The following is a 15,964-nucleotide window of genomic DNA, read 5'->3' as shown; positions in this document are numbered from 1 at the left end:
GAACAGAAAGCCTACGAAGTTGGCAAGAACGGCGGAACCGTTCCGACCAACAATATGCCCCACCAGCAAGCCGAGCGCATCGCCGCTGCCGTGAACAACGGCAAGCAAGGCAAGTGACGCTCTTGGACGGGGCGGCGGTAGCTGCCTCGTCCCTTCCCGAATTCCTGAACCCGCGAGAGCCAAGATGAATAACGGCACAAATACCAACGGTGGATCACCGACCGCAGCCCTGCTGCTCGGCGCGTCGTTCTACGGCCTCGCCCATCTCTGGGGACAGTACATGGTCGCGGGTGACGCTGCCGACGATCTCTATACAGGGATGTTCAAGGTTATCGGCGGGATCGCCATGCTTGGCGGCCTTGGCGGGTACTACAAGGGCTGGCAACAGCGCGAGAAGCGCAAAGCCAGCCAAGTGACTTCCGGTACTTTTGGCGATGCGGCCTTCGCCACGCTCGAAGAGTGCGAGGATAAAGGCCTGTTCGATCCTAGGGGGCTGTATCTTGGCCTCGTGAATGGTCGCCCTCTTTTCTATCGCGGTAAGGCGCACCTGCTGCTGGTCGCGCCTGCTCGACAGGGCAAGGGCGTCGGCATCGTGACGCCGAACGCAGAACATTATCCTGGCTCGATGGTCGTCACCGATCCCAAGGGGGAACTTGCGGGCATGACGGCGGAGCATCGCCGCGAACGGCTCGGCCAGGATGTGGCGGTCTTCAACCCGTGGGGTCTGCACGGGCTGCAACAAGACCGCATCAACCCGCTTGAGAACCTGATCGCAATTGCGGGCGATCCAGCTTTGCAGCGTGGCCTTACCGATGAAGTGAAGGTCATCGTGATGCAGCTCTATCCCGAGCCCGAAGATACGCGGAACCAGTATTTCCGCGAAGGCTCGCGCGGCATCATGCGTGCCGTCCTGCTGTATCTCGCCGTCTGCGCGCCAAAGCGCTGCACGCTGCCCGAGATGTGGCGGATCATCGCGAACCCGCTGCGCCTTCAGCGCACGGTTGATGCGATGCGCCGTGAAGAGGTTCTGGGCGGCATCCTTGCCGATCTCGGCGATGATCTTGCCCATCAGATGGAAGACAACCCCGATCTGTTCGGTGACTTCCGCGCGGGTGCGCTTCAGCACCTCTTCATCTACGAGCCTGGCGGCTATCTTGCCGATGCCGTCAGCGCCTCCGACATATCGCTGGCCGATCTGAAGACGGGCAATGTCACGCTGTATCTGGCGTTTCCGCCTGATCGCATCGCCTCGCACGGCGCGGCGCTCGGCCTGATCATCAATCAGGCGATCACGGCGGTCGCGCGCTCGAAAGACAAGGGCGAAGTTCTATTCATGCTCGATGAGTTTGCCAATATCGGCAAGCTCGCAGGGCTTGCCGAGAGCCTGACCGCCCTGCCTGGGCTGGGTGTGCGGGTCTGGATGATCGTGCAGGAAATGGCCGAACTTGTGCGCCTTTACGGGCCGCACACGGCCAAGACGATCCAGTCACAGGCCGAAGTGCGCCAGTATTTTGCGGTCAATAGCCCTGAGCTTGCGCAATCCCTGTCGCGCGAGCTTGGCCAGAAGACCGTCAAAACGAAGAATTTCAATCTCGGGCGCTTCGAGACCGATGAAATCGGCGAAAGCCTGTCCGAGACAGGTCAGCCGCTTATGCGGCCTGAAGAGATCATGCAGCTCCGTCCTGATCAGCAATTGCTGCTGATCAAGAACGTGAACCCGATCCTCGGGGAACGGATGCCGTTCTGGTTCTTCTCGCCGTGGCGGGAATGGGCGGCGGTGAACCCTGTCGAGGGTGACTACCCGAATGTGAAGCCGCTGGTGCGGCTGAGCTACCAGTTCGAAGGCAAAAATGAGGGGAAGCAATGAGCAAGTTTGAAGTCAAAGTCGTGGGCGGCACGCCGATCAAACGCCCTGAAGGAGCAATCAAGCGGCTGCGCCGCCGTATCGGCGGGATGATCAAAGCCGTGCTGCTGCGCCCGCGCATGATCGTTCTGACGGGCATCGCTGGCTTTTTTGCCTTCGTCGGCACGCCTCATGTCGGCTGGGACTACCAGTGCAGGCATCCGATGCGCGGGTTCGGCTCCTGCAACTCGGTTTCCTGGTGCGCCTACTACGGCATCCAAGGCCGCCGCGAAGAACGACCTGCACACGGCGAGCGCTGCAAGCTGGTGACGTTCCTGCCGCTGGATTTCAACAAACTGATCGAAGGAGTTCAGAAATGAGCAACTACACATTCGCCCGCGATATAGATGACTACTACTGGAACAAGTTCGAACGGGTTGCCGAATATTTCGGCCACACGAACAAAGATGAATACGCCCTCCACCTATTCATCCACGCGATCCTGAAAGCCGAAATGTGGATGAATGCCGATCACTATTCAAAACATGAACAGATGATCACCAATTTCGAAGAGGAAGCGCGTCGAGATTGGGATCAATACATCGATGAATTCCAGAATTCTAAAGGGTTCTGCGAGGATGAACTACCCTTCTAAAAACCGCAGAAATTTGCGGTTTTTAGATAAATTCTGATAAAATTAAGATGGGTATTTAGAGATACCCATCCCCAAAGTGGGAGATGTAGTATATGCGCGATGAATTTAATACGGAAGGTCAACACGACCTTTTCGGCAAGGCTCGCTCGTCCCCGAAGAGCATCCTGACCGTAGACGCGGAGAGGTACCAGTCGTACCTCGATGGTGTCGATATGACTCAGGCGCAGAAGGAAGAGTTTCTGCAAGCGCTGTGGTCGATCATGTTCACCTTCGTCGCCCTCGGCTTCGAGGTTCATCCGCTCCAAGAAGTCTGTGGAAAAACTCCTCTGAACAGTGGTCAGGGTGCCAAAGAAGCCTTCGGTGCGGTATCCTCTGATGATCCAGACAATGAAGATAACACCAACAAATTCAGTCCTTAGCTAGGCGTGGAGGTCACATGAATAAAGATAACAACATCATAGGACAGGCCACCCAAGCGCTGATCTACTGCCGTGTGTCTTCAACGAAGCAACGGATTGAGGGCAGCGGGCTAGAGAGCCAGGAGCAGCGTTGTCGCGCCTATGCCGAAGACAAAGGCTATGACGTTGAGGCTGTGTTCCCCGATGACGTAAGCGGGGGCGGCGATTTCATGCGTCGCCCTGGCATGGTCGCTCTGCTCTCCTATCTCGATGCGCAGAAAGGTAAGCCCTATGTCGTTATTTTTGACGACCTGAAGCGATTTGCCCGAGACACTGAATTTCATTTGAAGCTTCGCCGTGAGTTCTCCAGGCGCGGTGCAAAAATCGAATGTCTAAATTTCCGCTTCGAAGACACCCCCGAAGGTAAGTTCATTGAAACCGTTATTGCTGCGCAAGGCGAGCTTGAGCGCGAACAAAATCGCCGCCAAGTGGTGCAGAAGATGCAAGCTCGTGTTGAGGGCGGTTTCTGGGTCTTTCGAGCCCCTGTCGGCTATCGCTATGTCAACGCGCCGTCAGGTGGCGGCAAAATACTTGTTCCTGACGATGTACTTGCCCCAGTTGTGCGCGAAGCGCTTGAAGGGTTTGCCACGGGGCATTTCGCCTCGCAGGCGGAAGTGCAGCGTTTCTTGGAGCGCAATCCACACTTCCCGAAAGATCGTAAGGACGGGACACTCCGCCCGATGACCGTGACGCGCCTTCTAAAGAAGGTGGTATACGCAGGATATGTTGAAGCCCCTAAGTGGGGCGTAAGCTTGCGCAAAGGTCAGCACGAAGGTCTGATCAGTTTCGAGACCTTCGAACGCATTCAAGACAATCTAGAAGGCCGCAAGCGGCTCCCTGCCGCTCGGAAAGACTTCAACGAAGACTTCCCGCTTCGTGGCTTCGTGCAGTGCGGATGCTGCGGCAACGCAATGACTGCTGCTTGGTCTAAGGGCTGCCGCAAGCACTATGCCTACTATCGCTGTGAGACGCGCGGCTGCGAAGCCAAGAGCAAGTCCGTTCCTCGGGCGAAAATGGAAAGCGCTTTTGAGGAGATCATGGAAGGCCTGCAACCTGCTCGCGGGCTATTCGATCTGGCAAAGGCCATGCTGCGCGATGCGTGGGATATGCGGCTCGCGATTTCACACGGTGAGAGGGACGAGCTCCAGAAGCAGCTGAAGGAGGTGGATCGGCAGATCGGGAGCCTCCTGGATCGGATCGTTGACGCTACATGTGCTTCGGTCGTCAGTGCCTATGAAGCACGTATCGAGAAGCTGGAGCGGCAAAAGATCGTGCTCGCCGAGAGAGTTGAAACAACAGTGCCGCCGAAGGGACGGCTGGAGGACTGTATTGAACTCGCTCTCAATTTCTTGGCAAGCCCTTGGAATATTTACAACAATGGTGACTTCGCTATGCGCCAGACAGTGCTTAGATTGGTCTTTTCAGAGCCACTGAAATACGGTCAAAATGGGGTGTATGGAACTCCCGAATTATCGTTCCCTTTCAAGTACTTAGCGGGAATTTCGGGGGCAAAAAGTGAGATGGTGCTGTGAGAGGGCTTTGGAAATCTATATCTTGATAGCCCACCTTGCACCGAAACACCTTAAAAACATAGCTTTCTAAACAATAATCTGTTTCACGGCGTTCCAATATGCCCCAGCATACACTATATGTTGAGGGGGATAGAAAAGGGGATTGGATGCCGCACGTCTCAAAGAAGCTCACCACAGCGTTTGTGAAAACCGCTCCAACGGGCAAACACTCGGATGGTGACGGGCTTTGGCTATACAAGCGCCGCGATGGTGGGGCGCAATGGGTGCTACGTTACACCTTGTTTTCCCGCCGTCACGAAATGGGCCTTGGCCGCTTCCCAAGCGTATCTCTGAAAGAAGCGCGCGAAGAAGCCGACAAATGGCGAGCGGTCGTGAGGCAGGACATAGACGCCATTAAAGAACGCGAGCGACATCGCCGGGAAGCTGAACGTAACTTGCATATTCTCAGCGACATTGCCCGAGACGCCTTTGAAAGCCGTAAGGCCGACCTGAAAGGCGAAGGCAAAGCTGGCCGTTGGTTCAGCCCCCTAGAACTCTACATACTGCCCAAGCTGGGGAAAATGCCGGTTTCGGAAATTGACCAACGCGACATTCGCGATACGCTTGCACCTATTTGGCACACGAAACCCGATACGGCGCGCAAGGGGCTGAACCGTCTTGGCATTTGTATGCGCCACGCCGCCGCGCTGGGCCTCAACGTCGATCTACAAGCGACAATGAAGGCCAAAGAACTGCTAGGGGCGCAACGGCAGGAGCGGAAAAACTATTGCGCTATGAAATGGCAGGACGTGCCAGCGTTCTATCAGACGCTCAATGGCGGCTCGATAACCGAGCTTGCTTTGCAGTTTCTCATTCTAACCGGGATGCGCTCAAAGCCTATTCGCTTCGCCCATATCGACCAGATTGAAGGCGATATTTGGACCGTGCCAGCCGATCTGTTGAAAGGCCGTGTCAACAAAACCACCGATTTTCGCGTGCCCCTGTCATATGAAGCCCAGCGCGTGATTGAACAGGCAAGACCCATGGCACGGGATGGCTTCATTTTTTCGGGCGTGCGCAAGGGCGTCATATCCGACGCAACCCTAAGCAAATTCATGACGCGCCAAGGCTATCCCGAGCGCCCCCATGGCTTTCGCTCATCCCTTCGCGATTGGCTGGCAGAAGCCACAAACGCGCCCCATGAGGTTGCCGAAACCTGTCTTGGGCATGTCACCGGCTCAACCGTTGAACGCGCCTATCGCAGGACGGATTATCTGGACCAACGCCGCGCTCTGATGGAACGCTGGGGGCAGATGACTTCGCAAGGTATCAATCAGGTTTCAAGGATTGCAAATCTATGAATGCTGGACTCGCTTGGGGTTGCCCGCCGTGGACAGACCCAATTGCATTTTCTGATTGCGGCCATTGGAACGAAAATCGCTGGCGATGGGAATTTCTACGTCGAAAACAAGAAGTTAGAACGACGTTTTTTTGTCTGGCCCTAGACTATTGGCGTAAGCGATACCCTGGGACACCAATTCCAGATCAACCTCAATTGAACTCCGAGATTCGCGAATGGAGGTTCCACTTAACCGCTCCATTGGTTGCCTCAACTGGCATAACCCCACTTCCAAATCCCGCATTTAGTCACGCCAAAATATGGTTAGATGAAAAAGTACCGAAGCCTGACCTTGATGCTCGAACAATTAGACAGTTGCACGAGGGGTTAACAAATCGGAGCGGATTGCAGTCAATGGATTTTTCAAGTGTCACGACCATAGCAATCACGTTTGAACCAAGCCAGCCAATCGAACCCCAAATCGAGGGCCTAAAAGAATATCTACTTTCGCTTCGGCACCATTCGATCAACCGACTCGAACGGTTTCATACCGATAAGCAGCTTACATATCTTAGAATACTCGACGCACGAGAACAGGGAGCTTCTTGGGCCGAATGCGTCAGTGTCCTTTCTCCAATGACAGCCAACACCGCCCAGACTGCGCGGGACGTGCACAAGCAAGCAAAGCGGCATCGAGATTCATTGTGATTTAAGCCGCCTTTTCTTTCGCAATTTTGCCAGACGATGAGTTACGCCACCTTGCCCCATGTAACCACATGGAGCATCAAAATGCGCTACCTTACATTTCGCGACCTTCAACTCAAACTTGGTGGCCGTGGTCGCAGTTCGATCTACCGCGACCTTGAACAAGGCCGATTGCCACAGCCAATGAAGCTGGGTGGTCGCTTGTATTGGAATGAGGCTGAACTCGACGCCTTTCTCAAGGCCGCACAATAAGAACCACCCCCGACCATCGGGAAACCGAGGCGCTGGGGGTGGTATATGTTCCTCCACAGAACCAGCCAACCATACACCCAGCGCCTTCCTGTAACAACAGAAGGCATACAGCAATGAAACAGGATTGTTTCTACTCAGGCAAAAGCCAAATCGCATGGACATGCAAAGCGCTCATGGACGGGCGCACCATCTCTCACAAGACAGAAATCCGCGAAATGCGGGGCTGGAGACTTGGGGCAATCATCCACCGCCTAATCCATGATTTTCAATGGCCGATAGAAACCGAATATCGCGGCCCGCTACAGGTGGCTTACTACTCACTCTCCCCAGACGCCGACCTTGCGGCGCTGAAACTGCCCAAATCGGCAAAGGTCTTGCGCCAAGGGGGTGAGGCATGAACCGGCTTCAAATCGCGTATCTACGCCGCCGCTACGGTCTCACAGAACAACAGGCCAGGTTGATTGCCGAACACGCTTACTCATGGGGCAAAGAATGACTGAACAATTCAAGCTCATAAAAGACTCGGGCACGTGGAAAGTCCTAGCGCTGAAAGGCGCTGGGCACGCCACAGAGGCCACGTGGGTTTGCCTTGGTGGTTGCCCTAACCAAATGGTCGCCATGCGCGTTTGGCTGGCCGTGACGGCACGGGGAACGCGCCATGAGTAAACGCAAAGGATACAAGAGCGGCAAAAGGGGAGCTGGGCGTCACGTCCAGCTTTCCGAACAGATGCAATGCACCCCGGCTTGGTCATCCATGCCGGTCGGCCCGCGTGCTCTCTATATCGAATTGAAACGGCGCTACAACGGACACAACAATGGAGAGATTTTCCTAAGCCACCGTGACGCAGCCCGTGCGTTGAACGTCCACAGGAATACGATTGGCGGTTGGTTTGATTGCTTGGTTGAACGCGGGTTCATCCGGCAAACATGCCCCCCATATCTCGGCCCCTCTGGCGTTGGCCGTGCATCAGTCTGGGCGCTTGAAGAAGTCACTACCTCAGACGGCAAAGTGGCTGGCCGATCTTTCGACCGCTGGAAGCCAGAAACAAGACCCCCGCACAAATCGAATGACAGGGTGTCACAATCATTGTGACAGATAACCGCTTTTTAACGGTGATTAACGGTGGTCATTCACAATATTTGTGACGCTTGGAACATCATGGGGCAAATCACGCGTCACAATAATTAGGACATATATAGATATAGCCATGGGCACCCAGTTTAGAACCGGCCAAGACCTCAAAGAAGCTAGACTCGCCCAGCGCCTTTCTCAGCGTGAATTAGCACGACGCTGCAAGCTATCACACAAGGCAGTTCAATATTGGGAAGCGCAAGTCGCCCTAGACCCCTACGGCTATGCCCCTCAGAGGCTGGCCGTGGCGTTGGGGCGGCGAATTTTTAGACCAATACGCGCGCGCCCGTCATGGGGTTTAAGTCCAGAAGTCCGAAACCGGAATGAAAAAACACCAATGCCCAGCTTTGCGCCACGAATAGCCTCCAAGCTATTCGTGGAAAGCAAAAGCTGCGGAGCAAAGACAAGACGGGGAACGAAGTGCGCTGTCAGGGCCGAACCGAACAGCAAGCGTTGCCGCTTTCATGGCGGATTATCGACCGGCCCCAAGACAGAGGAAGGCCGCTTACGTATTTCACAGGCACAAAAAAAGCGCTGGGCTAAAGCGCGCCAACCGCAAAGTGATAGGGGGATTAAAAGGGGGATTGATAATTTTTAGAATTACTTATCCCCATAAAATCAGTGCCTTAATGGGGGTTTATGGTGCTGTGAGAGAGGATTGAACTCTCGACCTCACCCTTACCAAGGGGCGGGCCTGCAGTTTCCCATGGTATCCGGCAGGCTCCGCGCGTAGTCTAAACCCCTTTCTTTGCAGGCACTTGGGCGCTATAGTCGGCTCCGGTAGTATCGGCCCGTAAAGCCGAATAGTCCCCTAATCCGTTACCCGAGCGTTACCCCGGAGCCGCAGATGAAGAAGAAGCTGACTGAGATGGCCGTGTCCAAGATCGCACCAGAGGCGGGGCGGCGGCTTGAGGTGTTCGACACGCTGACGCCGGGCCTCGCCCTGCGCGTGACTGAGCGCGGCAAAAAGAGCTGGTCCGTGATGTATCGGGTCGCGGGCCGGGGCCGCGAGGGCAACCGGGGGGCGCTGCGCCGGATGACCCTCGGGGCCTATCCCCTGATCGACCTCAAGGCGGCGCGCGAGAGGGCGCGGGCCGCAATCGACCTTGCCGACCGTGGTGACGACCCGGCGGACAAGCGCAAGGACGAGATGCGCCAGAAGGGTGAGCGGGTGTTCGAGGTCATCTGCGCCCGCTTCATCGAGCTTCACGCCAAGGCCCATACCGTCAAGTGGCGCGACACCGAGCGGCTGCTGGACACCTACGCGGTCCCGGCGTGGCGCGGCAGGCCCATCGACCAGATCGACCGGGCGGCGGCGCACGAGCTGCTGGACGACATTGCGATGGAACACGGGACCGGCGCGGCGCGCGAGGTGCGCAAGCACATCACCAAGCTGTTCAACTGGGCGGTGGACCGGGGCCTTCTGGCCGCGAGCCCGGTGGCTGGGATGCGCCGCCCCGAGCTGGGCTACACACCGCGCGAGCGGGTGCTGTCGATGGACGAGCTGCGCGCCGTCTGGGCGGCGGCGGGCAAGATGGGATACCCGTTCGGGCCGATGGTGCGCCTGCTGATCCTGACCGCGCAGCGCCGGGCGGAGGTCGCCAACCTTGAACGCGGATGGCTGCTGCCCGACCAACAGGCATTCGAGGTCCCGGCCAGCCACTACAAGACCGACCGCCCGCAGGTGGTGCCGCTGTCGGCCCCGGCGCTGGCCGTTGTCGAGGGCCTGCCCAAATGGAACAGCGGGGACTTCATGTTGTCCACCACGGCGGGCAAGCGGCCCGTCTCCGGCTTTTCCAAGGCCAAGGCCCGGCTGGACAAGCTGTCCGAGGTGGAGGGCTGGACGCTGCACGACCTGCGCCGCTCCGCCGCAACGCACATGGCGCGCCTCGGGGTGGCGCAGGAACACATTGAGCGCGTCCTGGGCCATGCGATTGAGGGCGTGGCGGGGACCTACAACCGATACAGCTACCTGCCGGAGAAGCGGGCGGCGCTGGACGCATGGGGGCAGGAATGGGTGTGACTTGGGAGCCGGTGACAGAAGCCGAAGTAGCACGAGTGCGATCTGCCTATGAGCAGCATGAGACCTTGCCAAATTCTGGCCTTGAGGACCTCGTCATTGCGGCGGACATGATGCCTGACCCGAAGCCGCTCTTGAAGCTGGCAAAACTCTGGGAGGGGATGCGACCTGCCGACCGATCTGCCGTTGCCTATGAGGTCGCACGGTTTCTTGGTGGCGATGTCGAGCCCGAAGACATCGACATCGGGAAGGCGGCGCGCGAGGCCGCGCATGTGGTCAAACCAGACAGGCGCAAGTTGGTCAGGGATGCGGGATTTGACCATGCCGTGACGACTGCTGCCCGGATTTGGGTGCTGGAGCGTGGACACAAGTATGAGAAGGGAAATACCTATCGGAGAAGCATGAACGACAGCAAGCACCTGCAACCATATCCGATGCAGACGTTCATTGCGGAATTGTTGAAACGAGCGCTGCCACCCCAAGCGCTCGCCATTCGGAACGCGACACCTAATGCCTCTGCGACACACAAGGATTTGCTGAGGATGGTCGACACTAGCCTTCGCGGACATGACGACAAGTTGCGGAAGTCCCGCAATCCACCGTCGCGCTGATTTCGGTCGGTTTCGCCCCCTATTAGCGCGACCGACCTATGGTCTAGGCCCCCGTAGTCTCTCCCCAGATGACGCCATATCCGGGGATAAAGACCATGCCAGACGCAGACACTTTGCTTACGATTGAGGAGGTTGCCGTGCGTACCCGCCTCTCCAAGCCCACCATCTACAAGCTGATCCGGCAGGGGGACTTTCCCCGCCAGCTCCGCCTCTGCGCCAACAAGGTCGCGTGGCTTGAACGCGAGGTGAGCGACTGGGTTGCCGCCCGAGCTGAGGCGAGGACGGCGGTATGAGGGGTGATGAAGAAAACGCCCCCGGCGCGGGACAGCAGACCGGGGGCGAAGGGGAGCATGTCGAAGACAACCCTGACATCATCGGGGATAGTATAGCCCCGGATGGCAACGGAGCCGACCAGAAAGACTTGTTGCCTGACCCGGATGCGGCGGTGGACTTCCTTGAGGCGTGGCGTCCCGGTGGGCCTTGGGTCCTGACCGCAATCGAGGTGGACCCGCCCAAGGGGCGCGAACCCAGAACGCCTACGGTCACGCTTTCCGATCCCGCGAAGGTGCGGCAGTGGGTCATGGATCACAGTGGCGGCGGGTGGAACCTCTACTTCACGGTAAACGTGACGCGCGGCTCGATTGGAAAAAAGCCCAAAAAGGCGGACATGGCGGCTGCAACGGGCCTCCATGTGGACGTGGACCCGAGGCCGGGCGAGGACTTCGACAGCGAGCGCGAGCGGGCGGAGCGGGTGCTGCAGGAATACAGCCCTGCGGCCACGGTCATCATCGACAGCGGGGGCGGGTTCCAAGGCTTCTGGCGGTTGGGCGAGGAGTTGGACCTACCGGGCGAGCCCGGTGACGAGGCCCGCCACCTGCCCGTGGAGGAGCGGAACCTCAAGATTGAGACGACCTTGCAGGGTGACAGTTGCCACAACATCGACCGCATCATGCGGCTGCCCGGGACCATCAACTGGCCCGGGGGGAAGAAGCGCAAGAAGGGGCGCAAGCCCGCGCTGGCCCGGGTTGTGTCGGCAGATTGGTCCCGGTGCTACACGCTGGCCGACTTTGAGCGGAGCCGGATGGCGGCCGCGGGCGCGGCATATGGCGCAGCACGGGTGAGCCTGTCCAAGGACCTGCCGAGGGTGGAGGGGCTCGAAAGCCTGCCCGCCGCCGTCAGCGACCGGACCAAGATGCTGATCACGAATGGCGACGATCCAGACAACCCGACCAAATATCCCAGCCGGTCTGAGGTCCTTTTCGCTGTGCTGTGTGAGCTGGTCCGGGCGGAGGTGGCCGACGATGTGATTGCGGCGGTGATCCTTGACCCTGACCACGGCATAAGCGCCCACGTGCTCGAACAGCCGAACCCGCGCCGATACGCCCAGAGGCAGATCCAGCGCGCGCACGACCAGGCGATTGACCCCGCGCTGCGCGAGCTGAACGACCAGTTCACGGTTCTTGAAAACGAGGGCGGCAAGTGCCGCATCCTTGAGTTTGTCGAGATACCAACCGGCTTGAAGGGCAAGACCCGCTCCGTGGTGACGCTCCAGAGCTTCGAGGACTTCCGCAACCGCTTCCTGAACCGCAGCGTGGTTGTCGGGCGGGACAAGGACGGCAACGATGTGAAGATGGCCCTCGGCAAGTGGTGGCTCCAGAATGCGGCCCGGCGGCAGTTCCACTCTCTGACGTTCCGGCCCCGCGATGGCGAGGAGGTCGGCACCGGTGCAACCCGCCAGTTGAACCTCTGGCAGGGCTTCACGGTGCCGCCCGTGCCGGGTGACTGGTCCCTGATGCGCGCCCACATCCGCGACGTGCTGGCCAGCGGTGACGAGGCGTCCGACAGCTACATCATCCGGTGGATGGCGTGGACCCTACAGAACCCGGACGAACCGGCGGAGGTCGCGCTGACCTTCCGGGGCGAGCCCGGGACCGGCAAGGGCGTGTTCGGCAGGACGATGGCGCAGCTCTTTGGGCAGCACGGACTGCACACAGGCGGCAGTGAGATGATCACGGGCCGGTTTAACAAGCACTTCCGGGACTGCTGCCTGCTGTTCGCTGACGAGGTGGTATGGGACGGGGACAGGAAGGCGGAGGCCAAGGTCAAGACCTTCCTGACCGAACCGACGCTGATGATTGAGGGCAAGGGCGTGGACGCGGTGACGTGGCCGAACATGCTGCACGTCATCATTTCGAGCAACAGTGAGTGGGTTGTCCCCGCCGGTCCCTTTGAGCGCCGCTATGCCGTGTTCGACGTGGCGGCGACCCAGCGCCAGCGGCGCGGCTACTTCGCGCCGCTCTTTGCCGAGCTTGAATCCGGCGGGCTGGCGGCTATGCTGCACGACCTGCTGGCGATGGACCTAGGGCGCTGGCACCCACGAGAGGACGTGCCCAAGACCGACGCCCTGAACGACCAGAAATCGCGCGGCCTTGACCCCATCCATTCCGAGGTGCTGGACATGCTCCACGAGGGGGCGCTGCCCTTCGACATGGCCGCCGACACGCGCGGGAGCGATGCCTGCCCGTTTGTCGCCACCAACGACTTCAAGGAGCATGTCCTGCGCCGGACGCGGGTGGCAGTGACTTCCGTTGCCGTGTCGAAGGTCCTCAAGAAGATCGGCGCGAAGAAGAACCGCAAGAGCCGTCCCTCTGGGTATGTGCTGCCGATCCTAGGCGAGGCGCGCGCATCATGGAATGCGCAGCCGGACCTGCCAGCCCAGAATTGGGATGAGGCGGCGGATTGGGCCGGGGCGATTGAACCGTGGGAGGTGAACCGAGATGAACCGGGTCGATAACCGGGTTGCACGTGTCCCGACTGAACCCGGTAGTGTTTTTCTTTTTAAAAACAATCCATTAACCGGGTTAGCCGGGATTGCCGGGGGTTTTCCGTTCCCCCGGCTCGCGGGGCACTATGCCCAAAGGGGCGAACAGTCTCGGCGGTCCTGTCTCCGAGCTTTCTACCCGGTTATCCCGGTTAAGTCGGTTAAGTGTAAGAGAGATATAGGAAAAGTGGCTACCGGGTTGAACCGACTGAACCGGGTTCGGGCATCCCGGGTCTCTCTGGGCAGTTGGACGGGCGCGCAGTTCGTTGCGTCGGAAACATCGAAACCCGTGTTCTGCGTCCCTTCTAAAAGGTCGCCTTGCACGTGTGACCTGATCGCTTGATCCGCACATTCCAGTTCGTCGCCGCAAAACACCTTGGCGTTCCTCCTGTTGGGCAATGGCCACCCCGCAAGGGTCGCGCGATCTGGCCGCCTGAAAGCCCATATTCGCAGGCGTTTATCCCCGCCGCGAAGGGCACCCCCGGAACGACCGGCACAGGGTGCTTTCGGATAGACGGCCCAACTGTGTTCGCGATATGTTCTACCTATGGTTGAGCGAAGAAATGGAGCAACAACAATGGACTGTCCGAAAGCACCCCCGCGCCGTGCCGCGATTTATGCCCGGGTATCGACCGGCGAACAGACGCCTGAAAACCAGCTTATCCGCCTGCGAGAGGTGGCGGCGCGCGCGGGCTGGGCGGTTGTGTGCGAATATGTCGAGACGGCATCCGGCGCCAGCCGCGCGCGGCCCGGGCTGGACGCGATGGTGAAGGACGCCGCGCGCCGCCGTTTCGACGTTGTGATGGCGTGGGATGTGTCGCGCCTCGGGCGATCCCTGCGCGATCTGGTGGACCTGTTCGAGACGCTGCGCAGCGTCGGCTGCGACCTCTTTCTGGAACAGCAGGCGCTCGACACCTCGACACCGGCGGGCCGCGCCCTGTTGCAGATGTCGGGCGTGTTTGCCGAGTTCGAGCGGGCGATGATCGTGGAGCGCACGAAAGCCGGGATGGCCCGTGCCCGGGCGCGCGGCAAGCAGATCGGTCGCGCCCCGGCTTCTGACGCGCTAATCGACGCGATCCGCGCCCTGCGCGCAGACGGGATAGGAATGGACCGGATCGCGCGCAACCTGAAATGCGGCAAGGGCCTGAGCCAGAGGGTTTGCCAAGAGTTCGACAAGGAGATGGCAGATGGATGAAGACAGGTTTGATGCGGTGGCGCGCCGCGTGTCGGACGGCACCCCCGGCGGTCCGGCCTATCGCGTCGGCAAGCGCGGATTGAAGATCGTGGAGGAGCTTGCCGCGCGCGGCGTTGCGGAGGCGACGATGGCCAAGGCCCTGCGGATGGGGAAGGATGCCTTTCGCGCTGCGAAGCGGCGCGATCCTGCGGTGCAGGAGGCCATCGACCGGGGCCGTGCGACCGAACACGACAAACTCGTGGGCGTCCTGCACGATCTGGCGATGGCGGGCCAGTATGTCCCGGCGATGTTCCTCTTGAAGGCGCGCCACGGATACCGCGAGGGCGAGCAGGCTGGGGCGAATGTGAACGTGAATATCGACACTGGCGGGGTGCTGGTGGTCCCTAACAAGATGACGATGGAGGAGTTCCTTGAGGCCCAGCGGCAGGAGGGCCTGTATGACAGCCCGACCCGGCCCGACACCGTGGAGCGCATCCCCTGCCAGCGCACCGTCGAGGCGGTGGTGGACCCGGAGACCAAGCGGGGGGACTAGGTGGCTGTGGACAAAGACTTGAGCTTCTAAGCCGACACGAAGATTGTTCGATTACTGTGAATCGAAAATAGTTCTATCTATCTGGCGAACGATGAAGTCAGCACTGATGACACGCCCGTAGCGCGACTTTTCTCCCCCGCGTATTACGATACCAAGCCACTTTACTCGAAAAGTTCCGTTGTCCCGAACAACCTCGAAGACTGGAGAGCCACTCATTCCGTCCTCGAAAAAACGATCCTCCGCGACAGTGCGAAAGGTGTAGACATCTTCGGACGATGTTTTGTCGATTAATTCCACGAAGCTCGACACAACCACTAAATCTACTTCGCCTGCGTAGTAATCGACGTTCTGAAGCCTTGTGGGATAGCCTAAGTTAAGGGCAATTTTTCCGACAGTTGCCGCAATTCCACTTTGTCCGCTAATCTCGAAAAATTGCGATGTAAGCATCCGGTTTGGGTACTTAGAAGGTTCGAACTCGTAGATGGCAAAATCGAGGTTATCTTCCCGTTCGATCTCTTCTGGTGTTTCGAGCGTCCACATTAGGCTTGGAGTGATGACAGATTGGCCAGGGTCGCAAACAATACCGAGTTGACCCACGGTTCCGAGTTTGCGTTGATGATCGGTCGAAACTACAAAATAGCGTCCTCGATACTTTACTCCTGTTGCGCTTCCAAAATGCTGAAATTGGTAAACCTTGTCATCAGTGCAGTTTACAAAGCGCTGGGCGTAGCGGCCAAGGTGTTTTTGAAGTTCCTTGTGGCGAACGAAAAGTCCCCCAACTTGGATCGCCGTTTCCAACGAGTAGCCGGTAATCCCAAGGTGCTTGAGTAAGTTGAACTCGCCTTGCAAAGATCGCTTCCCTTACGCCGCTGCGATGCCCATCCATTTGG

The 15,964-nt window shown here is 58.7% G+C and carries 15 protein-coding genes; 14 read left to right on the top strand and 1 reads right to left on the bottom strand.

Annotated features, from left to right (window positions below; all coding sequences use genetic code 11):
- Positions 1 to 184: 184 nt before the first annotated feature.
- From LZG00_02700 to LZG00_02635, 14 genes are all read left to right on the top strand, one after another.
- The gene (locus LZG00_02700; GenBank protein ID MCF3592902.1) at positions 185 to 1,867 is read left to right on the top strand and encodes a type IV secretory system conjugative DNA transfer family protein; all 1,683 of its coding nucleotides are present in this window, start codon (positions 185 to 187) and stop codon (positions 1,865 to 1,867) included.
- Positions 1,864 to 2,223, top strand: a complete 360-nt coding sequence (locus tag LZG00_02695) for a hypothetical protein (GenBank protein ID MCF3592901.1) — start codon at positions 1,864 to 1,866, stop codon at positions 2,221 to 2,223. Before LZG00_02700 ends, LZG00_02695 begins: the two co-directional genes overlap by 4 nt.
- Positions 2,220 to 2,498, top strand: coding sequence for a hypothetical protein (locus LZG00_02690; GenBank protein MCF3592900.1), 279 nt, complete (start codon positions 2,220 to 2,222; stop codon positions 2,496 to 2,498). Before LZG00_02695 ends, LZG00_02690 begins: the two co-directional genes overlap by 4 nt.
- Positions 2,499 to 2,590: 92 nt before the next feature.
- A complete protein-coding gene (locus LZG00_02685) occupies positions 2,591 to 2,917 on the top strand; it encodes a hypothetical protein (protein ID MCF3592899.1) in 327 nt (108 codons plus the stop codon).
- A gap of 17 nt (positions 2,918 to 2,934) precedes the next feature.
- Complete coding sequence (locus tag LZG00_02680; protein MCF3592898.1) at positions 2,935 to 4,488, top strand: recombinase family protein; 1,554 nt, start codon at positions 2,935 to 2,937, stop codon at positions 4,486 to 4,488.
- Between the two features lie 146 nt (positions 4,489 to 4,634).
- A complete protein-coding gene (locus tag LZG00_02675; GenBank protein ID MCF3592897.1) occupies positions 4,635 to 5,828 on the top strand; it encodes an integrase arm-type DNA-binding domain-containing protein in 1,194 nt (397 codons plus the stop codon).
- Between the two features lie 767 nt (positions 5,829 to 6,595).
- Positions 6,596 to 6,763 (top strand): AlpA family phage regulatory protein, encoded by a 168-nt coding sequence (locus LZG00_02670; GenBank protein MCF3592896.1) that lies wholly within the window; start codon positions 6,596 to 6,598, stop codon positions 6,761 to 6,763.
- A 113-nt stretch (positions 6,764 to 6,876) separates the two neighbouring features.
- On the top strand, positions 6,877 to 7,161 hold the full coding sequence (locus tag LZG00_02665) for a hypothetical protein (GenBank protein ID MCF3592895.1): 285 nt from the start codon (positions 6,877 to 6,879) through the stop codon (positions 7,159 to 7,161).
- A gap of 1,581 nt (positions 7,162 to 8,742) precedes the next feature.
- Entirely contained in the window at positions 8,743 to 9,918 is a 1,176-nt protein-coding gene (locus tag LZG00_02660) for an integrase arm-type DNA-binding domain-containing protein (protein ID MCF3592894.1), read from the top strand.
- Positions 9,909 to 10,526 carry a hypothetical protein gene (locus LZG00_02655; protein MCF3592893.1) on the top strand — a complete coding sequence of 206 codons (618 nt, stop codon included), beginning with the start codon at positions 9,909 to 9,911 and terminating at the stop codon, positions 10,524 to 10,526. Before LZG00_02660 ends, LZG00_02655 begins: the two co-directional genes overlap by 10 nt.
- Before the next feature lie 95 nt (positions 10,527 to 10,621).
- Positions 10,622 to 10,819, top strand: a complete 198-nt coding sequence (locus tag LZG00_02650; protein MCF3592892.1) for an AlpA family phage regulatory protein — start codon at positions 10,622 to 10,624, stop codon at positions 10,817 to 10,819.
- Complete coding sequence (locus tag LZG00_02645) at positions 10,816 to 13,320, top strand: DUF5906 domain-containing protein (GenBank protein MCF3592891.1); 2,505 nt, start codon at positions 10,816 to 10,818, stop codon at positions 13,318 to 13,320. The genes LZG00_02650 and LZG00_02645 overlap by 4 nt, the downstream gene beginning before the upstream one ends.
- Positions 13,321 to 13,924: 604 nt before the next feature.
- Positions 13,925 to 14,542: a recombinase family protein gene (locus LZG00_02640; protein ID MCF3592890.1), complete on the top strand. Its 618-nt coding sequence runs from the start codon at positions 13,925 to 13,927 to the stop codon at positions 14,540 to 14,542.
- Entirely contained in the window at positions 14,535 to 15,074 is a 540-nt protein-coding gene (locus tag LZG00_02635; GenBank protein ID MCF3592889.1) for a hypothetical protein, read from the top strand. Before LZG00_02640 ends, LZG00_02635 begins: the two co-directional genes overlap by 8 nt.
- 51 nt (positions 15,075 to 15,125) lie before the next feature.
- On the opposite strand, the gene LZG00_02630 is transcribed toward LZG00_02635, so the two are convergent.
- Positions 15,126 to 15,923, bottom strand: coding sequence for a hypothetical protein (locus LZG00_02630; GenBank protein MCF3592888.1), 798 nt, complete (start codon positions 15,921 to 15,923; stop codon positions 15,126 to 15,128).
- Between the last annotated feature and the right edge of the window lie 41 nt (positions 15,924 to 15,964).

This window comes from Rhodobacteraceae bacterium LMO-JJ12 (genome assembly GCA_021555075.1).
Classification (GTDB): domain Bacteria; phylum Pseudomonadota; class Alphaproteobacteria; order Rhodobacterales; family Rhodobacteraceae; genus JAKGBX01.
This window is presented reverse-complemented; position numbering and strand designations above follow the sequence as displayed.